The following is a 22,242-nucleotide window of genomic DNA, read 5'->3' as shown; positions in this document are numbered from 1 at the left end:
TTTTATTTAGCTTTTATTTTTATAAAGCTAAATAAAAGTGACTTTTTTCATTAACTTATCATATAATTGACTTTTTTATTATTTAAAGTATACTCAATAAAAGAATTATAATTAAATAATATTTTGGGTACTTTATGTTAGAAGAATTTTTTAAAGATGATATGAAAGCTATAGATGCTAGATTTGAAGCTCAGAAAATAGCTTTTGCTCCTATAGTTTTTCAGGTTTCTAAATGCATGATAGATTTTAATGTGCTTAAAACTATAGAGGAAAGCGGAGATTCAGGAATAACATTTAAGGATATACTTAAAAAAGTTGATTTATCAGAATATGCATTATCAGTTTTATTGGAATTAAGTTTAGGATTATCATTAATAAAAATAGCAGAAAATTCTAATCCATATAAATATATGTTAGGAAAAATAGGATTTTTTCTTTTAAATGATAAACTTACTAGAGTTAATATTAATTTTATTAATGATGTATGCTATAATGGGATGTTTTATTTAAATGATAGTTTAATAAATTCAAAACCCGAAGGATTAAAAGTATTTGGAGATTATGAAACTATATATAAAGGACTTTCTTCAATACCTGATAATTCAAGAAAGAGCTGGATAGAGTTTGATAATTATTATTCTGATAGATGTTATGAAAGCTCTCTTCCTATTATTTTTGAGAAGAGCAGAATAAATATAATGGATATAGGAACTAATACAGCCAAATTTTCTATATCTGCTTTGAAGTATGATAATAATGTGAAATGCTCATTGATTGATTTAGATGGTCAGATTAAATTGGCTAAAAAAAATATTGAAAATAATGGATTCGATAATAGGGTAGATTATTTTCCAATGAATATATTAGATGAAAAAAGCGAACTTCCTTTGAATTGTGATGTAATTTGGATGAGTCAATTTTTAGACTGCTTTTCTATTGAAAATATTAAATTAATAATGAATAAGATAAAAAAGTGTATAAACAATGAAACAGATATATTTGTTTTAGAGCCTCTTTGGGATAAGCAGAAATATATATCCTCTGCATTTTCTATTCAGGCAACATCATTATATTTTACAGCAATGGCAAATGGAAACAGTAAAATGTATACTTATATGCAGCTGGTTGATGCTATAGAAGAAGAAGGATTTAAACTTATAAAAGAATATCATAATATAGGCGATACTTATCATTCATTGCTTAATTTTAAATTAAAATTATAATATTACCGATTTGTTTCTGCCTGTTTCTTTAGCATTATAAAGGGATTTATCTGCCTTATTTATAAATTCGCTTAGATTCATATTATATTCTTTTACCGCACCGCCCAAAGAAGCTGTTGCTTTTAATGAATATTGATCTGTTGAAAAATCCGTTTCTGATAATTGATTTCTTATAATTTCCATAGAATCGTAAAGGTCTTTTTTATTATCTATATCAAAATATATAATAAATTCTTCTCCTCCATATCTTGCTAGTACAGATTTGAAGCTTATTTTTTTTAATGCCTCTTTCATAGCTTTGCAGGCATTTTTTAATATATGATCTCCTATATTATGTCCGTAAGTATCATTATAATGTTTGAACTTATCCAAATCTATTATAACAATGGAATATGTTTCATCCAAATTTTCTTTTTCATATAAATATTTAAGTATATATCCTCTGTTATAAAGACCAGTAAGTTTATCTCTATTGGCAAGGAATGATAATTTTTCACTGTATAATATTATTGAGAGATAATTTATTAATATGGATATAATTTCATCATCTTTATCACTGTTAATTATTATAAATCCGAATTTATTTCCTCTTGCAAATAGAGTGTATTTTTTATTGTTATCTTTTTTATCTATAACAGACTTATTTTCAGAAATATACCATAATGATGCTTCTTTGCTTCCTTCTTTATAAAAATAAACAGCAAAACTTTTTATTATTTTTTTAGAACTAGCTTCAAAAGTTTTTATTATGCCGTCTACAGAAAAAGGCTCTGGTATTTTATTTAATGTGTTTATAATTTTTATAATATCATTCATAGCAGATTAATTATACTGAAAAATATTTTGTAATATATTAATAAAAAAGGAGGAATTAAATCCTCCATATTTATTTAATTTTATATTTTTTATCTTCTTCTAATGAATTTTTTAATAGGTATGAAGTCAGCAGGGTTCAATGCTACGCCATTTCTTCTAACCTCAAAATGTAAATGGCTTCCTGTAGATCTTCCAGTGCTTCCCATTCTTCCTATCATAACTCCTACACCTACATTAGCACCTGCTCTTGTAGTTATAGAGTTAAGGTGTCCGTAATATGTTGTATATCCTTTGTCATGGCGTACTATTACTAAATTTCCGTATCCGCCGCTGTATCCTGCAAATATAACTTTTCCTTTTCTTGAAGCATATACAGGAGTATTAAGTCTTCCAGGTATATCTACACCCATGTGTTTAGTTCTTACTCCAGTAATAGGATGTATTCTATATCCGAATACGCTGCTTATTCTAGTTATTGTTGTAGGCAGACTGAACATTTGTCCGAATTTATCTATTCTTTCATCCAAAGTATATTTAGCTCCTGGAAGGAATATATCATCGCCTTCGCGTATAGAATGAACATCATCTATTTTATTAAATGTTAAAACTCTAGTTAAAGATACATCATATCTGTCTGTAACATCAGCTAAAGTTTCGCCTTTCTTCATTGTATATAAAAGTCCGTTACGGTTTGGAACTACTATTTTTTGTCCTGGTCTTAATCTGTTGGCATTGCTTATTTTATTAACACTTACCAATGTATCTAAATTAGCACCTATTTTCCTTGATATAATTGTAAGATTATCGCCTTCTTCTATTACATATTCATCATATTTCATTCCTATTGTACCATCTCCAACCAAAGTATTATCAGAAGTTATTAAATTATAAAATACATCAGTAGAGTTTTCTAATGATACAGCAGATGTTGTTACAGTAGGAACATCAGATATATTTGAAGGCACTGTACTGGATTGTTCAGGAGCCATTTCATCTAATATTTTATTATATACGGTTCCTGTAGTTACAGGCATTTTTTCATCAGGAAGCAATGCGGCATTTGAAGTTTGACGCATATTTATTATTAAAAAATTAGCTAAAAATAGAAATAATGAAAATGAAACTACGCTTATAGCAAATTTTTTAATAATATTTGAGAAAACGTTATTTTTATTTTCGCTGTTATATCTTGTAGAATGAACATAAGTTGTTCTTATTCTATTAGAAGAATTACCCTTAATATATTCTATGAAATTATAAAATATATTCCCTTTTTTACGTATTCTTGTGTACTTAAAATTTTTATTTTTCATATTGCTCTTGTTAAATTAATACTAATAAATAATTTCTTCTAATATACAAACATTTTTTAGTATTGTCAAGTATGTAATTTTCTTTTTTTGAAAGTTAATTCACACTAAATAATCGGCAACTTCAAAACAATAATTTAAGTAATAATCGTTTTTTAAATTTAAAAGGATATTTTTGTCTGTTATACCGTATAATGCCAATAATACCTTAATTTTAGCATTCATAGCAAATTCATAATCAGCAATTCCATCTCCAACCATAACAGTATCATTTTCAAGTAAATTATAGTCTTTTTTTAAATGATTCCAAATATTAACATCAGGCTTTCTATACGGATAAACCCCATCTCCAATTACAGCTTTGAAAAAGTTAAATATGTCAAGTTTTTTCACAGTTTTAATTGCTATTTCGTTAGGCTTATTAGTAATAATAAACATATTTATATTCAAATTATATAATTTTTTCAGAGTATCATAAACACCGTCATAAAGTTTGGTATTATCTATACAATGCTCTTCATAGTATTTAACATAGAAATTATATACATCATTCTCAATACTTTCTAAATATTCTTTGCTATGCTTATCCTTATTAACGGCTCTTTTTATTAGCATTCTAGCACCATTGCCTACATATTTATGTGCTTCTTCTATTGATATATTTTCTAAATTGAAATGCGTCAGAGTATAATTAACACAGCAGTATATATCATATATAGAATCTACTAAAGTACCATCTAAATCGAATATTATATTTTTAATCATAATTAACTGTTTTTTAATGTTTCTCTATTTTGAATCTTTTTTATATTACGTACAGTGCTGTTTCTAAGTTCTTTTAATTCTTTTTTTAATCTTCTTTTCTGATATGATTCAAGCCTGTCTATGAAAGATATTCCGTTTGTATGATCTATTTCATGCTGAAGTACTTTAGCTATATAATCCTCTGCTTCTAATATTTGTTCATTTCCTTGTTTATCCAAGTATTTTACTTTTATCTTCTGATATCTTGCAACATCATCCCTTATTTCTGGAAAAGATAAACATCCTTCTTCCAGTATTTCCATCTCATCAGAATGCCAAATTATTTCAGGATTTATAAGTGCTAATTTAAAATCAGGTTTTTTTTCATCATCTAAATCAGGCACAGATATTACTATTAATCTTTTCAATATTCCAATTTGAACAGCAGCAAGCCCCACGCCGCGTTCTTTGTACATTGTTTCAAACATATCATCTATTAAAGTGAGTATTTCATCATCTACTTTTTCTATTTTTTCTGATACTTGCTGCAGTCTTTCATCTCCGTATATAACTAATTCTCTAAGCATATTTTCTCCTAATATATTATAACTCAATATAATATTAAATTTTTTATTTATAGTCAAGCCATTTTCTTTATAGGTTTACATAATTTTTTGGCTTAAATTTATTAAATTCCTTTGACAAATGTTTTTTTTGTAGTAGAATAAATTATATATGAGAATAGCATTTTTTGATTTAGATAAAACTATATTAAATAAAGATTCAATAGTTCCATTTATGAAATTCTATTTAAAAAAGAATCCTAAAAGTTTAATATATTATCTTCTCTTAATACCATATTTTTTATTGTTTGCTTTTAGAATAATAGATAATGAAAGCATCAAATATAGAATAGCACATATATTCAAAAATATTGATATAGGTTTTGGAGATAAAATAGGAAAGGAATTTGCTGATACTGTTGTGCCTTCTCTTTACTATAAAGATGCTTTGGAGGAGATAAAGAAACTTAAAAGCAAGGGATACACTTTAGTTATGGTAACGGCAAGTTTTGAAATATATGCCAAATATATAGCATCTAATTTAAATTTTGATAAATGTTTCGGCACAGAATTATGGACTTTTAGGGGAAAATACACTGGATATATGTATGGTAAAAATTGCTACGGCAAGGCTAAAAGATACAGATTATTCACAGAACATTTATTTCCTAATCATAGCTATAAAAATATTGCATATAGTGATTCTATAAGTGATTTACCTCTTTTTAATTTTGCCGACACTAAAATATGTGTAAATCCCGATAATAAATTAAGAGAGTACGCATTAAAAAATCAAGATAAAGGCTTTATAATAGCTGAATGGAGATAGATTATGCCAGTTAGTAATTTAGATAATGAAATTAAAGATATATTAAAAGAAAATAACGAGATTGTTGTTGAAAAGATAAATAATTTAATAGATTTAAATAATATTGATTATGCTAAAAAATTGGCATTAGAATTAATAAAAAAAGATAATAAATATAAATACGGCTATTTGGTTTTATCAGATATTTTTTATGAAGAAGAAAATTATAAAGAAGTGGTGAAATTGATTGATAAAGCACTTGAGTATATAAAAGATGATAAGGATTTGCTTGAAAACAAGATAGAGGCACTTATAAGCACTCATAGATACAATGAAGCAAAAGAAGTAATAGAAAAACTTATAGAACTTGGAGATGTAAATTCCAGTGTTTACGGAGAGTACGGCATTATTCTATCTATGGAAGGCAAATATACAGATGCTATAGAAAAATATAAAAAAGCTATATCCATAGATAATAATGATATATTGTCTATGATTAATATGTCAGTTTCATACAAGGCTGTATACAGATATGATGATGCTCTTGATATTTTGGAGAAAGCATTGAATATTAATAATAATGATATTAATATTATCAATAGAATAGGGGATATTAAGTATTTAAGAGATAATTCTAAATTTAATATAGGCAGTCTTGTTTCCATTCAAGCCAATCCAGACAGATTTCATTTATTAGTACCTGAAAATTTTGATGCTTCTATAGACGGATCATTATTAAAAATAGAGAGTTCTGATAAAAGAATATCAATAATAATAAGCTACAGCGATAAAAAATATGATGAAAAAGCTATAAAAGAACTTTTTGACGGTTTTAAAAGCAGAATAGGGGAGCTTTACTCTATAATTACTCCTATATCAATAAAGACTAGAGAAGAATATAATGATTTATTTGCCGAGTTTATATTCACTTCAAAAATAAATAAAAATGATTTCTTTAATGCTATAGCAGTAGTTGGAAAAGGAGAAGAGTCAATAATACTTACTATTTCATCTACGGTTACAATCAGCAGTAATTTAATATCATTTGCTAAAGAAGTTATTAATAGTTTGTATTTTAAGTAAAAAGACATAAAAATTAGTATTTACAAAGTTTTAAAAAAATGTATACTAATTTTTATTATATGAATAAGAAATAAAGGTTAATATATAAAAAATGTTAGTTAAATTTTCAGTGGAAAATTATAAATCTGTTTATGATAAAATAGAATTAGATTTTAGAATAAATCTAGAAAATTATGATAATAAAGAAAGTATTGATAATAATCCTTTTGTGTTAAAAATAAATGATGATTATATTTCAAAATTATGCCTATTTTATGGGCATAATGGTTCAGGTAAAACAAGTATATTTGAAGCTTTATTGAATATATGTTCCTCAAATTTGGATAGTAATTTTTTAAAAAAATTATATAAACCTAATATGATTTATGGTGAAGATGAAGAGTCTAAATTTGAAATAGAGTTTTATTCTAATGTATTGAATGAAAATAAAAATGAATATTCATTATATAATTACAAATTAAATATAAAAAATAAAGAAATAGATGATGAATATAAAAAAAGCATACAAATTACAGAAGAAATTCTTACAGAAAATGGCAATGTAGTTTTTAAAAGAACTAATAATGATTTAGTAAAAAATGAAATAACAAATGATGAAAAAATTACAATACCTTCTAATAAAACATTTATATTATTTTTAATGGATATTTACACAAAAGAAAAAAAGGAGTTTAATAATATATTAATATATAGAAAACTTATGACTTCTATATTGACAACTAATATGGGAATAAACTATCTGGAAGTTCCAAATTTTACAAAAGTTTTTTTAAATAGAATATATAATAATTTGGATAAATATAGATTATTAGATTTTTATATAGATTTAATAAAAATAGCTGATGTTGGTATAGATAATATTGCTTTTGAATTAGATGAAAATGATAAGAATATTTATGATGTAAAAAAATCTATTGGTTTATTAAAAGAAGATGAAATAAAATCAAAAAAAAATATTTCTAAAGAAACAAAAGCTATTATTGCTATATTAAAGAATTTAGAATTTTTAAGCAGTAAAAATAATGATTTTATAAAGAAACGTAAAAAAGTTATTTCATATAGAAATGGTAAAAAAGCTCCTTTTGATGAGATAGAATCTGATGGAACAAAAATATATGCTTTTCATATGTTTAATATAGTTACATCTTTAAAAAACGGTTCTTTATCTTTACATGATGAATTTTACGGGGTCCAGCCTGATTTGATAAAAACTGCATTTTTTTTATTTAGAAAAAATATGTATAAAGAAGTAGAGCAGACAGCACAGTTGTTTATGACTACTCATGATATAGTACTAATGGATTTTAAATATTTGCTTTTAGAACAAGTTAAATTTGTTGTAAAAGAAGAAAATAAAACTTATGTATATTCTGCTTCTGATATAGAAGGATTAACAAAAGAAAATTTAATTGAAAATTATAAAAATAATAAATTGGGTGCAAAATATTTCCCTAGAGCCTATGATTTACCTATTAAGATGTACTCTAATAGTAATGATGAGTGATAAGTTATGAGTTTTACTATTCCAAACATAAAAAATAAGAAAACTACTCTTATATGTTTTTCTACTGGTATTTATGAGAAGAAATATTTATCTGCTATATTAGAAAATAATAAAAATGTAGATTATTTTGATAATTATAGCGAATTAAATCAATTAGATAAGCGTCATAAAAATGAAGATAAGGCTGATAAAGCAATAGAAGAAATATCTCAGATTATAAAAATGAGATTAGATCCTATATTATCTTTTGGAGAACAGAATTCTAATTATATATTAGTTATAATAACAGATTGTGATAAAGCACCTTTTAATGCTTTTAATAAATTAAATAATAATATAAAAGAATTAAAATGTTATATTGAAAATGAGATTGATATTCAAATTGATTATTATTTTATATTTTCTTATAGAGGATTTGAGGATTGGATGAAATTCTATCTTGAAAATGGAGAATGTATTTCTAATCTGCAGAATATAAAAGATAATATTAAATCTATGATAAAAGAAAAACATTCTGATATTTTCAGCAGACATAAAGAAGCTGTAAATAAATATAAACAATTTACAAATTATAATTCGCCATTAAATGATTATCAATATATAAATAAGTATCCATATTCTGACTTTCCGTATTTTTTAGAATATTTAGAACAGCAATATAATTTACATAATATAATCTAAAAAAATTATTAAAGCACTTTTTATAAAAACCGACAATAGTTGTAAGTATTATTTTATTATATAGGACTTAAACTATGAATATGTTTGCTGATACAACTTATGCTAAAACTATGACGGTGGCTAAAAAGCTTTTGAATGTTTACGGACTTAGAGCTGAAGTTATAGCGGATAATATAGCAAATGTATCTACTCCGAATTTTAAAAGAAGCGATGTAACTTTTGAATATCAGCTTGCAAGAGCTTTAGACAGTGAGAAGTATGACGGCATGGAAGCTAAAAGAACAGATTCCAGACATTTTCCTTTCCATATGCCTATGGATTATAAACAGGTTACGCCGAATCTTACAGTAGATTATGACACAAGCTATAGAAATGATAAAAACAATGTTGATATAGATAAAGAAATGGCAGAGGAAGCTAAAAACACTTTACGTTATCAAATGTTTACTCAAATAGTTAATGCTCAGTACAGAGAAATTAGAAGAATGATAGGAAATGCATAATTATATTTATCATTCTTAAAAAGGAGAAAGTAAATGGGAATATTTTCAATTATTAATACATCAGGAAGCGGATTAACAGCTCAAAGAACAAGATTAGACGTTATAGCTGACAATATAGCAAATGTTAATACAACAAGAACAACAGAAGGCGGAGCTTTCAGAAGAAGCAGAGTTATATTTAAGCCTAGAGATGACGGCAATAAATATAGAAGCCCATTTTTACCAGAAGCATTACAGCCTAATGTAGGAACAGGAGTAAGAGTATTCAGCATAGAAAAGGATATGGAAACTGCTACAAGATTCGTTTATGATCCTTCACACCCAGATGCTATTAAATACGGCGAAAAGGCTGGTTATGTAGAAATGCCTAATGTTAACCCTGTTACTGAAATGGTTGATATGATGGAGGCTTCAAGAGCTTATGAGGCAAACTCTACTATGATTCAGTCTGCTAAAACTATGTTCGGAAGTGCTTTGAATATAATAAGATATTAATTATAAAAGGATATTTTTATGAATATTAATAATGTAATGAACTCCTATAGTGTTAATACAAAAACTGGAAATGTAGGCGATAATTACGGATTTATATTAAAAACTACAGATCCAAGACATTACGGACCTGCTCAGCAGATTAGAAGAAGTTCAGGAAATGATTTAATAAGCAATTTCGGTACAATGCTTAGCGATGCTATTGATGCTGTTAATCAGAAACAGGTTGACAGAGATAATATAATAGTACAGGCTGGTATAAGACCAGATCAGGTTGATGTATCTGATGTAATGAACGCTATTGCTGAAGCTGAATTATCACTCAGCTTTACAAAAGCAGTTGTTGATAGAGCCGTTAGAGCCTATCAAGAAGTAACAACTTACAGATAATAAATTAATTATAAAGTAATAATGAACAATAATAAGCTGTTCTCCTTCAAAAAAGAGTTATTAAGGGCAAGCGTTTATGGTTTAATAGCCGTAGCGTTTGCCAACTTAATTTTCTTTTCAATTTATAATAAAAATCAAATATATATTACAATCTCTCTTATAGTGCTAGAAATTATTACTCTTGTCTTTATGTATATTGATGTTTCAGGCATTAATAAAAGAAAATTAAACTTCATAAAATATAATTCTATATTTGAACATGATTTAAAAAAAACAGTTTCTAAAGATCATATAATAGACAGATTGAGATATTTCGGATATAGCATGTATTCTGTAAATTCATCAAGAGTTTTTATTAATGCTGATGTAATAAAAAATAAAAAATCTATAATAATACATGCCTATTATTTCTTTTTAATAGATATTGATAAAGACGGAGAGGCTATTTTAAATACTATCAAAAATGAGATAAATGAAATATTCGATTTGTATATAGATGATAATCAAAAACTTTTCAAAAAAGATGATAATGATAAAGAAAAAATACTAAAGGCTAAATTATATAATCATGCCGTATTTATTTTTATGGGTGATAATATACCAGAACGTATAATAGAAATGTCTGAGTACGGATATACAAAAGAAAAATTATTAAACAGCAATGCTCAAATATTTAGTGTATCATATCTGCCTAGTAAAAATAAATTATATTTTGCAGATGCTGCAGAAAATATTATCAATATTCAAAAGTTTCCAAAGAATGATTTTATTTATATAATAAAAGATATATTTTCAATAATCTAAATTAATATCAAAGTTGTCATTTAATAAAGGTATAATATTTATAACAGGCTCTTCATAGGGATGAACTTCTTTTATAACTTTTATAATGTTTTGTATATTTTTAGCATCAGTTGAAAATCCCACCATATCTTCATCTGCTTCAGATATCTCATTAATTTTTCCGTCAAAAGGATTAGCTCCTTCAAGTGGACGCCAATATCCTGTGATTTTTGTAACTGTCATTACATTATCATAATTTCCAACTCCTAATGCTCCTATATTATTTAATGCCTCTCTTAGCTTATGAGTATATTCTTTTGGTATATATATTTCTATTTTTACTTTTTTGAAATTCATTTAATAACTCCGTATATATTTATAATATTATAATATACTTGAAAATATTTTAAATACTGTCTTGACATAAATGTATAAAATTACTATACTGATTTTTATATCCAATAAAATTAAAAGGAGGTATTAAAATGTCTTTATGCTTAAAATTATTAATAGATATTTTTATATCTTCTTCATTTCCATTAAGGCATTACTAATAATTAATTTATTATTCTGTGTATGATTTTCTGCTTTCATCTTTAAGGAATAAAAAAATGGAGCTTAATAATAAAACTTTAATAGAAAATACCAGCATATCTTTATTTTCAAAATTTGCTGTGCCAAGCATATTAGGCATGATAGCAGGAAGTGCTGCGGTATTTGTAGACGGTTTTTTTGTAGCACATTTTATATCCCCAGAGGCTTTTACTGCTATTAATATAGTTTGGCCTATAACGGCATTATCATTTGGGATATATGTAATGCTTACAATAGGCTCCGTTGCTCTTGCTGGAAAATGTATAGGTGAAAATAATATAAGAAGAGCTAATTTAATATTCACGCAGACTTTAATTGTAGTTCTCACAATAGCAAGTTTTCCTCTCATAATAGTATATATATTCAGAGAAACTCTTCTTCCCATTTTCGGAGCACATGGAGAAGTTTATAATTTATCATTAGATTATGTAGAAGGCGTTTTGCTTGCTACGTTCTTTTGGGGTATGGCTTATGTATTAAGTCAATTTGTAAGGCTTAACGGATCTCCTAAATTTGCCTCATCCATGTTTATAATATCTTCTATAGTGAATATTATATTAGATCCTCTTTTTATTATAGTATTTCATTTAGGCATATCTGGTGCTGCTTGGGCTACTGCTATATCACAGATAACGGCATTTATAATGGGGTTATTATATTTCTTAAAACCTAACTGCAGATTAAGGCTTATAAAAGTTTATGGAGGATGGGTATATATAATTAAGGCTGCATTTAACGGCTTTTCTGAGTTTTTGAGCAACGTTTCTTCTGGGCTTATACCTTGGCTTTTTAATATAACAGCATACAAAATTTCTGGAAACAGGGGAATATTAGCTTATTCTGTTGCCAATTATGCTGTAATGTTTTTTATAATGCTTGCATATTCTGTAGGGGAGGCATTGGAGCCTTTGGTTAGTGTTTCTTATGGTGCTAAAAATAAAAATAGAATGAAATATTTTTTAAGAATATCTATCTTTTTAATTTCTTTCATATCGGTTCTTGCTTCCGTTATAGTTTTAATTAATCCTAGCTTGCTTGTAAATATGCTTTTAAAAGATGTTGATAATCAAACATTTGAGGATGCTTTATTTTTTGTACGCACTTCAATACCTACATTTATAGGAGTAGGCATCAATATAATAATGAGTGCTTATTATACATCGGTTCAAAAGGCTGGAGCTTCAGCATTAGTTTCGGCATTAAGAAGTATGATTCTGCCTATTTCTTTGGTATTAACTCTTCCGAATATATTAGGCTTTATTGGATTAGTATTAATTCTACCTATAAGCGAGATTATAACTTTAATAGTATCAATAGCCTTATACAAAAATAGAAGTGCTGATATTTTAATTAAAGATTGAAATATCAGTTTTAATCGGCTTTGTATATATTGCGTATAAAATATAAAATTAAATATACAAAGCCTATAAAACAATTAAATCTTTATAATCTATACTTGAGGCAGATACCAATTTATACCAGTTGCCGATCTAAAATTAACAGGTATTGAATTGTCTGAACTATTTATACCCATTTCAAAATACCATTCCAAATCTTTTACAGGATGTATTCTAACTTCTGAGTAAGCTCCCCAAGTAAGAGTATGCTTAAGATTATTTGATCTTCTTCCGTCATATATTATTTTATAACCAATACTAGGTTCAAAGTATAACGTGGCAAATTCTGAATCAGCATACAATGATAGGGCAGGAGTTATTCTTACAATATAAGGATTAGATTGATATATTTCATTAGCATTATGAGAGGTATATGATATTCTATTATATGACTTTATATTTACTAAAGTATCTGTACTTTCATTGATAATATCTTTACCCTCTGCATCCAATGATGAATAGTACAGCACTTTTATAAAAGGATTAACCCAAACAGAGTTAATAGTTGTAGGAAGAAAATAAAATCTTAATTCCAATCCGAAAGAAGATGCACTATTAGAATTATAATTATTTTTACCATAATTGATATAAAGTCTTACGGCATTAATAGAATCTAGTCCTGTATAATATCTGATTTCAGTATCCGTGCTGAATCCTGAATAATGAGAGTTATCTTTAGAATATGCTATTTGAAAAGGTATGCATATTCTTAAATTATTATTCATAGCATTAATCATTAAAACAGGAGTATGAACATCTAATTGAGAATCTATATAAGTATAATTATATCCAAGCCCCGCACTTATAATGTCAGAAGTATATGCCAAACCTAGAGAAACAGTTGCATCTAATGATGATTTTCCATTATTAACATAACTCATTATACTGCCGAAAGAACCAGTATCAGCCTTAAACCCCAAAGTGCCTTTAACTATTCCGTTGCCTAATACAAAACCTAATTGATCCGTTCTTGCTCTAAGATGACTGCTGTCCGTGAGAAAGTCCATCCAATCATTATTGTATCCGTACATACCAAATACCAATTCCGACGATACGGCAAAACATAAGATTGCTGTTAATAAAGTTTTCATTTTTTTATGTTTTCCTTTGATGTTTTTATTTTTGAAGGGCTGATTATAACATAATATGAAAATAAAGTAAACAGATATATAGCATGGAATAAATAAGGTTTCTAATTATATAATTAAAAAATTATGTGCTATTGTATTTTAATATTTTTACAGATATAATTTCATTAAATAATAATGGAGTGTAAAATGTCAGAAGTAACTATTAAAATTGATGATAAATTAAAAAATGAAGCTGATAAACTTTTTAATGATTTAGGATTAGATTTTAATACGGCTATTAATATATTTTTGAGAACCTCTATAAATACTCAGTCAATTCCGTTTAAAATAGAAAAGAATAAGCCATTAGATATAAACAGTGATGATAATTTTTACAATGAAGAAAATATAAAATTTTTAAAAGGAGGATATTTGGAATTAAAATTAGGATTAGGTCATAAAAGAGAGTTATTAAATGAAGACAGTAAAAAAAATAATAATACTAAAAAAATAAATAATACTAAATGAGTAGATTTATTTAATTATATTCATACATATTTATAAATAAAATATTTTTAAATAATACTATACTATTTAATATATTACCTATAATGATTTTGTATATAATCTTTAGCAGCCAAATTTATAAACTCACTTCTATTACTTGAAATACTATCTATCATATTAATTAAGTTCTCATCTAATGTTATATCAATTCTCCTCTTTTTCTCTCTTGATACTTTAACTTCAATAAGCATTCTTATATCTGGTTTAGTATCTCCTGTTTCTTTTATTATTTTATCTAAACTTGAAGCTTTAGGAAGTTTCTCTCCATCTTCAAGCATACCGTCAATATGCATTTGAAGTGCTATTTTTGCATTATGAGTAGTTTCCTCTAAAGTTTTTCCAGAACTTACACATCCATCAAAATCATAAAATACAGCATTATATCCAGACTTAACTTTGTATATATTTACTACGAATGTTTCCAAACTTTTTTTCATAACTTTTAACCCTAACCTAAAATATAAAAATTTATTTTTTTAGAAGTTTTATACCAGCTTGTTTTTCTATACTTTTTAAGATAAATATTCCCAAATCTACATTATTATGGCATGGAACTGTTACTCTTCCTTTTTTATCTTTATGCTTAAATTGTTTATGACTTCCATTTTGAGCAACTTCAAACCAACCATCCTGTTTTAATAATTTTATAACTTCTGAAGCCTTCATAAAAACCTCTTAATAAAAATTTTTCAAACATATAATACTCCCACTAATCAAATCTATATAATACACATAATTATACACATAATATATTTAATGTCAACTTTTAATTATTTAAAATAAAAAACTTGACCTATAAACATAAGCCAAGTTTTTAATTTTACTTTTATTAAAAATATTATTTAAGCATTATAAAAATTATAAAGAAGATAAAACCTCCTCTATACCTTTTAATTTATCTTCAAACTCTTTTTTCTTTCTGTTTTCTGTGTCAATAGCTTCCTGTTTAGCTTTCTTCATAAAGTTTTCATTAGAAAGTTTTTTATTTACTGCTTCCAAATCTTTTTTGTATACTGATGCTTCTTTTTCTAATCTTTTTTTCTCAGCTTCTAAATCTATTATGCCAACAAGATTAACATTTATCTCTCCGCCTTCAAATACTTTAACGAATGATCCTTTATTTCTTTGCGTATCTTTTGATGAAACTATATTTAATGCTTCAGTAAGTGAAAGCGATGATATAATATCTTTATAGCTTTCTGCAGTATTTTTGAAATAGTCTGAAGTATAACGTATTGTAACATCAAGTTTTTTATTAGGAGGCAAATTAAATGATGAACGTGAGTTTCTTATTCCAGATACTATATCCTGAATTAAGTTAAAGTCTTTTTCTATATCTTCAAATATATATTTATTATTAGCTTTAGGATACTCTCTAATCATCAATGCTTTTGAATCAATATTATGTTTTGGCAGATTAGAATAAATCTCTTCTGTGATAAAAGGCATAAATGGATGAATCATAGCCATTGACTCTTCAAGCACATACAATAATACAGCAATAGTTTTTTCTTTTTTACTTTCGTCTTTCAAATCGAATTTGCTTATCTCTATATACCAATCGCAGAACTCATTCCAATAGAATTTATAAATAGTCTGAGAAGCCTCATCAAATCTGTACTCTTTTAATTTTTTAGCAGTATCATCAATAGCCTTCTGAAGTCTTGATAATATCCATTTATCTTTATTTTCAAGAGAGTAATTATCTAAATCTTTTATATTAGCATTATCTTCAATGTTGCCGAAAATATATTTAGCACTGTTGTATATTTTGTTAGCGAACTTTCCTCCCATTTTGAAAAGCTCTCTGTCAAGCCAAATATCCTGACCTCCTAATGAAGTTATAAATGATAAAGTAAATCTAAATGCATCAGCTCCATGCTCTTCTATTATTTCTATAGGGTCAATGCCGTTGCCTAAACTTTTAGACATTTTCCTTCCGATTTTATCTCTTATAAGTCCGTTAAGATAAACATCTTTAAAAGGTACATCATTCATAAAATGAGTTCCTGCCATAATCATTCTAGCAACCCAGAAGAATAATATATCATATCCAGTAACGAGTGCAGTAGTAGGGTAGAAATATTTTAAATCTTCATTAACTTCAGGCCAACCGAAAGTAGAAAAAGGCCATAGCCAAGAAGAAAACCAAGTATCAAGCACATCTTCATCCTGATGAATATTTTTAGATTTACACTTAGTACATTCTGTAATATCAGTTTTTGACACCATCATCTCTCCGCAGTCATCACAGTACCATACTGGAATCCTATGTCCCCACCATAATTGTCTGCTTATACACCAATCTCTAATATCTGTCATCCAGTGATTATAAGTATTAATCCATCTTTCTGGGTAAATCTTTGTATTGCCGTCATTAACTGCCTTGTATGCTTTTTCTGCTAAAGGCTTCATTTTTACAAACCACTGATCGCTGTAATAAGGCTCTACAACATTATGACATCTGTAGCAGTGTCCTACTTGGTGCTTTATATTATCCTTTCCAACGAAAGCACCTAATTTTTCAAGTTCCTGTATAATTAAAGCTCTTGCCTCTTTTACTGTTTTGCCCTGATAATTAGAAGGGGTATTTTCATTGAATGTTCCGTCTGGATTTAATATATTAATAATCTCTAAATTATGTCTTTGAGCTATAGCAAAGTCATTAGGGTCGTGTGCTGGTGTAATTTTCAAAGCTCCAGTACCAAAATCTTTGTCAACATAAGTATCTTTTACAAGTCTTAATTTTCTGCCTACTATAGGAAGTATTAAAACATTCTCTTCTGTAAGATTGGCATATCTTTCATCATCTGGGTGAACGGCAATAGCAACGTCTGCTAAAATAGTTTCAGGTCTTGTAGTAGCTATTTCAATATAATCATCAGTGCCGTCTATTTGGTATTTAACATGATACAAAGCACCAGCAACCTCTTCATGTTCTACCTCATCATTAGCCAAAGCAGTACCGCAGCTAGGACAATAATTGATAAGATATTTTCCTCTGTATATTAAACCCTGATTATAAAGCTCAACAAATACCTCTCTAACAGCATTGCTTAAACCTTCATCAAGTGTAAATCTTTCTCTCTCCCAATCACATGAACATCCTATTTTTTCCAACTGTTTTACTATTATAGAGTGATGTTCATTAGCTACTTCCCAAGTTTTTTTAACAAAAGCCTCTCTTCCCAAATCGTATTTATTTTTGCCTTCAGCTTTCAATCTTCTCTCAACAACATTCTGCGTAGCAATACCAGCATGATCAGTACCCGGCATCCATAAAGTGCATTTGCCAAGCATTCTATGAAATCTTATAAGTATATCCTGAAGCGTATTATTAAGTCCATGTCCCATGTGAAGAACGCCTGTAACATTTGGAGGAGGTATGACTATAGAATATGGTTCTTTATTTTTATCCATAACAGCATGAAAAAATCCGTTTTCCTTCCAGAAACTATATAATTTGTCTTCAATATTTTTAGGAGTGTATGCTCCATCTAAAGTGTGTTTCATATTCTTTTTTCCTCAATTTTTATATATTATTTTTTTACATCTAATTTTTTTAATATTTCATTAAATTTATTTATTATATCTTTTTTAGAATGATTTTTTAATTCTAAATATTCTATATTTTCACTCTTTAATTGTTTTTTATTTTGCTCACTTAAAGTATCCGCAACAAAAATATCAGATTCACGAGCCATTATTGAATCAGCTGATTCTGGGTTTCCTTTACCCATTAGTTTTACTTCACATCTTAACCATCTATTATTTTTTGTCAAAATTTTAAAATCAACTTCTCTATCAAAATCCAAATTACTATCTTTTTTAAAAACTTCGGAATTAATACTACTCTTTTTAACATCACATAACTCACATAATTTTAACATCAAGGGTTTTTCTACTTTTTTTCCAATTGAAGACCAAGCACCACCACGTATAGCTATTTTTTTTGTAGCTAAAGCATTTATTACTAATAAACTTTCAGTTAATGATAGTTCTACAGATACATTATTATAAGTGATTTTTATCTGTACATATAATGCCTCATTATCATCTATACTTAATTCATCTATTAAAGATGTAAGATAGTCAAAATTTGATTTTGATACATCTAATACAATTTCTTTTGTTGCACTTCCATGTATATTGTTTATAGTTTTTTTATTCATACCAGCGTAAATAGCTATATCTTCAGTTTTCAAATCATCTCTAACTATAAAATATTTTTTATACCATTCTAAATCAATTGAATTACTGTTTAATTTTGCTGCAACTATATCTTTAAAAAACTTTATAGAAAAATCAAAAAAATGGGCATTTATAGCATTTATTATTTCACTACGATAATCATCGCCATTAATAAGTTTTTCTACAGTATCATTTATTATCTTATCTTCAAATTTCATCGTAAAAACCTCCATCTAATATGATATCATAATATTTTTTATTTATTTCACATAGTATTGGTAATCTTTCCATTTCTAAAGCAACTTTACCAAAAGTACCTATACCAGCAAATGGATCTAATACTGTGTCATATTTAAAAGAATAATATGTTAAAATTTTCCTACATAATTCTTCTGGAAAAACTGCAGGATGTACTTTACTTGATTTTGGAGATATATACCAACAATTTGATGTATCAATAGGAATATTTTTATCATTTGCTAATGATTTACTATATTTTTTTATATTTTTATCCAATAAAAAATTAGAATTTTTGCGATATACCATAATGCTTTCATTTATACAATTTGGCTTATAAGATAAAGGCATTCTAGTTTGTTGATAACCGCCATTTCTATTTTTTACAGTAACTTCTGGTTTTATCCACTGTATTTCATCAACAAAATAAAAATTTGATTTTAATAACAAATTATGAAAATCAAAATGTATAGGATATCTAATACTTTCAAATTCTCTACCAACTCTTTTTGTTATAACAGGAGAAATATTAATTATTATAAATCTTCCGTCTTCTAAAACTCTATTACACTCCTTTAATGTTAAAAACATTTTATTTAAATATTCTTTATATGATTTATAATTTGAATATTCTCTAGCATTATAATATGGAGGGGATGTAAATATGAGTTGTACTTCACCATCTGGAATTTTTTTTATAGTATTTATATTATCTCCACACAACAAAGTAGGTTTGGTTATTTTTTTAATTCTATTTGTATTAGATGATGAAGATTTACTTTTATATTTATAATATTCTTTCATTTTTATTAAAACTTCATTATCAAAATAATTATAAATATCATCTCCTAATTTATGAAAGTTATAATTATTTTTTTGTTTATATAAACATGTACGATACATCTGATATACTAATTCCATAATATTACAGGAATATACATTATTTTTTATAAAGTTTAAAATTTTTTCATCGTTCTTCTGTCTACCTATAGAAGATACTATTTCTCTTTTTAATTCTATATTATAATTAGAAGAATTAAACATTGATATTAATAAATCTAAATTTTCTTCTGATTTTTTTAAACCTAATTCTTTAATATCTGATAATGTATATTTATTTTTTATTATACTGATATTATTAATCATAATTCCCTTTAATTTTTTAATTATAATATTTTATACTATATACAATATTTTTCAATTATTAATTTTTATAAGAAATACTAAATTAGTTTAAATATTACATAAAAATGAAACTATTTTTTTATTTACAAAAATTAAATTATATTTATAATTTAATTAATTTTGTATCTAGAGGCATTATGATGAAAATATATTATAATATAATAATTTTATTATTTTTTATAAATTCATGTTCAACCAAAGTAAATACAATAAAAGATGATTTTTATGGAATCACATATTATCAAACAGATTATATTAGTGTAAAAAACTGGGATACTACTATAAATTTAAGATTGGTAAGTAAAGAAAAAAATAATATAGTATTAGAAGCACAATATATTAGTAGTTCAGCTTTTACAATTACAGAAGAAAATAAAATAGTATTAAAATTTAGTGATGATAGTTTTATATATTTAAATTATACAGATAATGTGAAAAAATTAAATAAGGAGGAAGTTTATAAAACTATTAAAGGATGGTTTTTTGATACTGATTATATAGATACATATCTTGTTAACGCAAGTTCAGAAATATATAATCTTGGTATATTAACAGATATAAGATTGGAAAATAGTGAAGCTTTTAAAAATATAAAATTTCCAGAAGATAAAGCACATAAATTATTAGAGCTTTTTAATGAAATAAAATCTATTAATTGATTAGTTATATATAAAAAAATAATTATGCATTTAAATATTTTATAAACACATAATTATTTTTTATATCAAATTAATTAAATTTAGTCTTTTATTTTTGCACCTTTATATTATGCCATATGCCTTTTTAGTAAAATGTGCTACAATTAAAAAGTTATGTATTCCCGCTTATATTGATACATCCTGCATTAATCTTTGTGAATCATCATACAAAGAAATTGCTTATTTGTTTTAATGTTTTCATTTTGTTATCCTTAAATTATAATTATATTTTTATTATTTTATATATTGACTATTATTGTATTCTTCTAAATCTATAATAGCCTTTAATAGCATTTCTTTATCAGCTTTATACGAACTTATATTTAAGTCATTAAGAGCAAGTGTTCCATCTAATGCTATATTAATATCTTCATCTTCTAAACTTAAATTATTTATTCCTATGTCTTTTAGGCATGTTGGAAGCGACATAAATTTATTAAACTTAAAAATATCCTCTCTGGCATCGTATTGTTTGTCCATGGTAAGAAGCAGTAATATTCCATAAGATACTAATTCGCCATGCAGCAGTTTTTCTCCTATTCTTTTTAATTTTGTTAGTCCATTATGCAAAGAGATATGATAATTATCTTTTATCATTACAGATGTTAAGCCTACTGTGTATATTATATGAAGTATGACTCTGTTTAAAGCATCTGTTGATTTTTTATTTCTGAAATCATTTACAGCTTCTGAATAATATTTCAATATATCATTAGAACAGTTTTTTATAACCTCAATACCTAAAAAATTTCTATAATTTAAATTTTCATTTCTTGTGTATAATAATGCTTCATACTGTTTGGAAAGTGCATCTGATATACCAGCTATGAAATAATTTTCAGGAGAGTTTAATATAATATCAGTATTTATAAATGTATGCAATGGAGGTCTTTTTACATTGTACATTTCTCTAAAACTTCCGTCATTATAATATACAACAGATAAAGAAGTTACAGCAGCACAGTTTGAAGCTAATGTAGGAAATGTAAATATGGGTTTATCTATCATATCTGCTAAAACTTTTGATGTGTCTAATGCTCTTCCTCCTCCTACAGCGAATATCATATCGGCTTCCATAACTGCTTTTTTCTCTTTAAGGAACTCAGCATTTTCAAAAGTAGAATTTCCTCCGTAATGAAGCATTCCAGTTATACTTATGTCTTTTATATTGTTTAATATAAGCTCTATTGATGCCTGAAGAGATTTTTTACCAGATATTATAACAGCTTTTTTTCCATAATTTGAACATATATCATATATATTTTTATAAACATCCCTTCCTATACTAAAATTAGGTAAAAATAAATTTTCTGTACTCATTTTTCAATCCTTTTCCTTTTAATTAATATTATTATTTAAAATTTTAAGTAAGTTGTTTCTTTAATTCATTAAATTTAATGTTT

At 26.1% G+C, this 22,242-nt stretch carries 24 protein-coding genes; 12 read left to right on the top strand and 12 right to left on the bottom strand.

What is annotated here, in order from left to right; all coding sequences use genetic code 11:
* Positions 1 to 134 precede the first annotated feature (134 nt).
* Complete coding sequence (locus Q0J69_RS04145; protein ID WP_297204558.1) at positions 135 to 1,223, top strand: methyltransferase; 1,089 nt, start codon at positions 135 to 137, stop codon at positions 1,221 to 1,223.
* Here the strand turns inward: Q0J69_RS04145 and Q0J69_RS04140 are convergent.
* The 4 genes from Q0J69_RS04140 to def all read right to left on the bottom strand — a co-directional run bounded on the left by Q0J69_RS04140 (position 1,218) and on the right by def (position 4,680).
* A complete protein-coding gene (locus Q0J69_RS04140; protein WP_297204557.1) occupies positions 1,218 to 2,039 on the bottom strand; it encodes a GGDEF domain-containing protein in 822 nt (273 codons plus the stop codon). The genes Q0J69_RS04145 and Q0J69_RS04140 overlap by 6 nt on opposite strands.
* A gap of 89 nt (positions 2,040 to 2,128) precedes the next feature.
* A complete protein-coding gene (locus tag Q0J69_RS04135) occupies positions 2,129 to 3,352 on the bottom strand; it encodes a M23 family metallopeptidase (protein WP_297204556.1) in 1,224 nt (407 codons plus the stop codon).
* A 99-nt stretch (positions 3,353 to 3,451) separates the two neighbouring features.
* Positions 3,452 to 4,114: an HAD family hydrolase gene (locus Q0J69_RS04130; RefSeq protein ID WP_297204555.1), complete on the bottom strand. Its 663-nt coding sequence runs from the start codon at positions 4,112 to 4,114 to the stop codon at positions 3,452 to 3,454.
* A 2-nt stretch (positions 4,115 to 4,116) separates the two neighbouring features.
* The gene (gene def, locus Q0J69_RS04125; protein WP_297204554.1) at positions 4,117 to 4,680 is read right to left on the bottom strand and encodes a peptide deformylase; all 564 of its coding nucleotides are present in this window, start codon (positions 4,678 to 4,680) and stop codon (positions 4,117 to 4,119) included.
* A 148-nt stretch (positions 4,681 to 4,828) separates the two neighbouring features.
* Here def and Q0J69_RS04120 point away from each other — a divergent pair, with 148 nt between their 5' ends.
* The 8 genes from Q0J69_RS04120 (at position 4,829) to Q0J69_RS04085 (ending at position 10,921) form a co-directional block, all read left to right on the top strand.
* Positions 4,829 to 5,485: an HAD-IB family hydrolase gene (locus Q0J69_RS04120; protein ID WP_297204553.1), complete on the top strand. Its 657-nt coding sequence runs from the start codon at positions 4,829 to 4,831 to the stop codon at positions 5,483 to 5,485.
* Between the two features lie 3 nt (positions 5,486 to 5,488).
* Complete coding sequence (locus Q0J69_RS04115; RefSeq protein WP_297204552.1) at positions 5,489 to 6,547, top strand: tetratricopeptide repeat protein; 1,059 nt, start codon at positions 5,489 to 5,491, stop codon at positions 6,545 to 6,547.
* A gap of 91 nt (positions 6,548 to 6,638) precedes the next feature.
* Complete coding sequence (locus Q0J69_RS04110) at positions 6,639 to 8,051, top strand: AAA family ATPase (RefSeq protein ID WP_297204551.1); 1,413 nt, start codon at positions 6,639 to 6,641, stop codon at positions 8,049 to 8,051.
* 6 nt (positions 8,052 to 8,057) lie between these two features.
* The gene (locus Q0J69_RS04105) at positions 8,058 to 8,732 is read left to right on the top strand and encodes a hypothetical protein (RefSeq protein WP_297204550.1); all 675 of its coding nucleotides are present in this window, start codon (positions 8,058 to 8,060) and stop codon (positions 8,730 to 8,732) included.
* Between the two features lie 74 nt (positions 8,733 to 8,806).
* A complete protein-coding gene (gene flgB / locus Q0J69_RS04100) occupies positions 8,807 to 9,235 on the top strand; it encodes a flagellar basal body rod protein FlgB (protein WP_297204549.1) in 429 nt (142 codons plus the stop codon).
* Positions 9,236 to 9,268: 33 nt separating this feature from the next.
* Entirely contained in the window at positions 9,269 to 9,730 is a 462-nt protein-coding gene (gene flgC / locus Q0J69_RS04095) for a flagellar basal body rod protein FlgC (RefSeq protein ID WP_008724603.1), read from the top strand.
* Between the two features lie 18 nt (positions 9,731 to 9,748).
* The gene (gene fliE, locus Q0J69_RS04090; protein ID WP_297204547.1) at positions 9,749 to 10,117 is read left to right on the top strand and encodes a flagellar hook-basal body complex protein FliE; all 369 of its coding nucleotides are present in this window, start codon (positions 9,749 to 9,751) and stop codon (positions 10,115 to 10,117) included.
* Between the two features lie 21 nt (positions 10,118 to 10,138).
* Positions 10,139 to 10,921, top strand: coding sequence for a hypothetical protein (locus Q0J69_RS04085; protein WP_297204546.1), 783 nt, complete (start codon positions 10,139 to 10,141; stop codon positions 10,919 to 10,921).
* Here the strand turns inward: Q0J69_RS04085 and cutA are convergent.
* Entirely contained in the window at positions 10,910 to 11,257 is a 348-nt protein-coding gene (cutA, locus tag Q0J69_RS04080) for a divalent cation tolerance protein CutA (protein WP_297204545.1), read from the bottom strand. The two genes, Q0J69_RS04085 and cutA, sit on opposite strands and share 12 nt — an antisense overlap.
* 254 nt (positions 11,258 to 11,511) lie before the next feature.
* Here cutA and Q0J69_RS04075 point away from each other — a divergent pair, with 254 nt between their 5' ends.
* The gene (locus Q0J69_RS04075) at positions 11,512 to 12,855 is read left to right on the top strand and encodes an MATE family efflux transporter (protein WP_297204543.1); all 1,344 of its coding nucleotides are present in this window, start codon (positions 11,512 to 11,514) and stop codon (positions 12,853 to 12,855) included.
* Between the two features lie 89 nt (positions 12,856 to 12,944).
* Here Q0J69_RS04075 and Q0J69_RS04070 read toward each other — a convergent pair whose 3' ends face one another.
* On the bottom strand, positions 12,945 to 13,982 hold the full coding sequence (locus Q0J69_RS04070) for a hypothetical protein (RefSeq protein WP_297204541.1): 1,038 nt from the start codon (positions 13,980 to 13,982) through the stop codon (positions 12,945 to 12,947).
* Positions 13,983 to 14,168: 186 nt separating this feature from the next.
* On the opposite strand from Q0J69_RS04070, the gene Q0J69_RS04065 reads away from it, so the two are divergent.
* Positions 14,169 to 14,489 (top strand): type II toxin-antitoxin system RelB/DinJ family antitoxin, encoded by a 321-nt coding sequence (locus Q0J69_RS04065; RefSeq protein WP_297204539.1) that lies wholly within the window; start codon positions 14,169 to 14,171, stop codon positions 14,487 to 14,489.
* Positions 14,490 to 14,563: 74 nt separating this feature from the next.
* Here Q0J69_RS04065 and Q0J69_RS04060 read toward each other — a convergent pair whose 3' ends face one another.
* From Q0J69_RS04060 to Q0J69_RS04040, 5 genes are all read right to left on the bottom strand, one after another.
* Positions 14,564 to 14,965: a type II toxin-antitoxin system HicB family antitoxin gene (locus Q0J69_RS04060; protein WP_297204538.1), complete on the bottom strand. Its 402-nt coding sequence runs from the start codon at positions 14,963 to 14,965 to the stop codon at positions 14,564 to 14,566.
* Between the two features lie 31 nt (positions 14,966 to 14,996).
* Positions 14,997 to 15,194 (bottom strand): type II toxin-antitoxin system HicA family toxin, encoded by a 198-nt coding sequence (locus Q0J69_RS04055; protein WP_297204536.1) that lies wholly within the window; start codon positions 15,192 to 15,194, stop codon positions 14,997 to 14,999.
* A gap of 192 nt (positions 15,195 to 15,386) precedes the next feature.
* Entirely contained in the window at positions 15,387 to 18,041 is a 2,655-nt protein-coding gene (locus Q0J69_RS04050) for a valine--tRNA ligase (protein ID WP_297204534.1), read from the bottom strand.
* 26 nt (positions 18,042 to 18,067) lie between these two features.
* Positions 18,068 to 18,937 (bottom strand): CfrBI family restriction endonuclease, encoded by an 870-nt coding sequence (locus tag Q0J69_RS04045; protein WP_297204533.1) that lies wholly within the window; start codon positions 18,935 to 18,937, stop codon positions 18,068 to 18,070.
* Positions 18,927 to 20,102 carry a site-specific DNA-methyltransferase gene (locus tag Q0J69_RS04040; protein WP_297204531.1) on the bottom strand — a complete coding sequence of 392 codons (1,176 nt, stop codon included), beginning with the start codon at positions 20,100 to 20,102 and terminating at the stop codon, positions 18,927 to 18,929. The genes Q0J69_RS04045 and Q0J69_RS04040 overlap by 11 nt, the downstream gene beginning before the upstream one ends.
* 176 nt (positions 20,103 to 20,278) lie before the next feature.
* Between Q0J69_RS04040 and Q0J69_RS04035 the strand changes: the two genes are divergently transcribed.
* Positions 20,279 to 20,800 (top strand): hypothetical protein, encoded by a 522-nt coding sequence (locus tag Q0J69_RS04035; RefSeq protein ID WP_297204530.1) that lies wholly within the window; start codon positions 20,279 to 20,281, stop codon positions 20,798 to 20,800.
* A 273-nt stretch (positions 20,801 to 21,073) separates the two neighbouring features.
* Here Q0J69_RS04035 and Q0J69_RS04030 read toward each other — a convergent pair whose 3' ends face one another.
* Positions 21,074 to 22,159: an iron-containing alcohol dehydrogenase family protein gene (locus Q0J69_RS04030; RefSeq protein WP_297204529.1), complete on the bottom strand. Its 1,086-nt coding sequence runs from the start codon at positions 22,157 to 22,159 to the stop codon at positions 21,074 to 21,076.
* Between the last annotated feature and the right edge of the window lie 83 nt (positions 22,160 to 22,242).

Source organism: uncultured Brachyspira sp. (genome assembly GCF_944388875.1).
GTDB lineage: Bacteria > Spirochaetota > Brachyspiria > Brachyspirales > Brachyspiraceae > Brachyspira.
Note: the sequence above shows the minus strand (reverse complement) of the source record. Positions and strands in the feature narration are given on the sequence as shown.

Coding starts and splice junctions, on each gene's coding strand:
- Q0J69_RS04120 (WP_297204553.1), top strand. CDS start 4,829: ATGAGAATAGCATTTTTTGATTTAGATAAAACTATATTAAATAAAGAT.
- Q0J69_RS04055 (WP_297204536.1), bottom strand. CDS start 15,194: ATGAAGGCTTCAGAAGTTATAAAATTATTAAAACAGGATGGTTGGTTT.
- flgB (WP_297204549.1), top strand. CDS start 8,807: ATGAATATGTTTGCTGATACAACTTATGCTAAAACTATGACGGTGGCT.
- cutA (WP_297204545.1), bottom strand. CDS start 11,257: ATGAATTTCAAAAAAGTAAAAATAGAAATATATATACCAAAAGAATAT.
- Q0J69_RS04130 (WP_297204555.1), bottom strand. CDS start 4,114: ATGATTAAAAATATAATATTCGATTTAGATGGTACTTTAGTAGATTCT.
- Q0J69_RS04140 (WP_297204557.1), bottom strand. CDS start 2,039: ATGAATGATATTATAAAAATTATAAACACATTAAATAAAATACCAGAG.
- Q0J69_RS04115 (WP_297204552.1), top strand. CDS start 5,489: ATGCCAGTTAGTAATTTAGATAATGAAATTAAAGATATATTAAAAGAA.
- Q0J69_RS04035 (WP_297204530.1), top strand. CDS start 20,279: ATGATGAAAATATATTATAATATAATAATTTTATTATTTTTTATAAAT.
- Q0J69_RS04145 (WP_297204558.1), top strand. CDS start 135: ATGTTAGAAGAATTTTTTAAAGATGATATGAAAGCTATAGATGCTAGA.
- flgC (WP_008724603.1), top strand. CDS start 9,269: ATGGGAATATTTTCAATTATTAATACATCAGGAAGCGGATTAACAGCT.
- Q0J69_RS04110 (WP_297204551.1), top strand. CDS start 6,639: ATGTTAGTTAAATTTTCAGTGGAAAATTATAAATCTGTTTATGATAAA.
- Q0J69_RS04030 (WP_297204529.1), bottom strand. CDS start 22,159: ATGAGTACAGAAAATTTATTTTTACCTAATTTTAGTATAGGAAGGGAT.
- Q0J69_RS04060 (WP_297204538.1), bottom strand. CDS start 14,965: ATGAAAAAAAGTTTGGAAACATTCGTAGTAAATATATACAAAGTTAAG.
- Q0J69_RS04045 (WP_297204533.1), bottom strand. CDS start 18,937: ATGAAATTTGAAGATAAGATAATAAATGATACTGTAGAAAAACTTATT.
- fliE (WP_297204547.1), top strand. CDS start 9,749: ATGAATATTAATAATGTAATGAACTCCTATAGTGTTAATACAAAAACT.
- Q0J69_RS04070 (WP_297204541.1), bottom strand. CDS start 13,982: ATGAAAACTTTATTAACAGCAATCTTATGTTTTGCCGTATCGTCGGAA.
- Q0J69_RS04085 (WP_297204546.1), top strand. CDS start 10,139: ATGAACAATAATAAGCTGTTCTCCTTCAAAAAAGAGTTATTAAGGGCA.
- Q0J69_RS04040 (WP_297204531.1), bottom strand. CDS start 20,102: ATGATTAATAATATCAGTATAATAAAAAATAAATATACATTATCAGAT.
- Q0J69_RS04050 (WP_297204534.1), bottom strand. CDS start 18,041: ATGAAACACACTTTAGATGGAGCATACACTCCTAAAAATATTGAAGAC.
- Q0J69_RS04105 (WP_297204550.1), top strand. CDS start 8,058: ATGAGTTTTACTATTCCAAACATAAAAAATAAGAAAACTACTCTTATA.
- Q0J69_RS04065 (WP_297204539.1), top strand. CDS start 14,169: ATGTCAGAAGTAACTATTAAAATTGATGATAAATTAAAAAATGAAGCT.
- Q0J69_RS04135 (WP_297204556.1), bottom strand. CDS start 3,352: ATGAAAAATAAAAATTTTAAGTACACAAGAATACGTAAAAAAGGGAAT.
- Q0J69_RS04075 (WP_297204543.1), top strand. CDS start 11,512: ATGGAGCTTAATAATAAAACTTTAATAGAAAATACCAGCATATCTTTA.
- def (WP_297204554.1), bottom strand. CDS start 4,680: ATGCTTAGAGAATTAGTTATATACGGAGATGAAAGACTGCAGCAAGTA.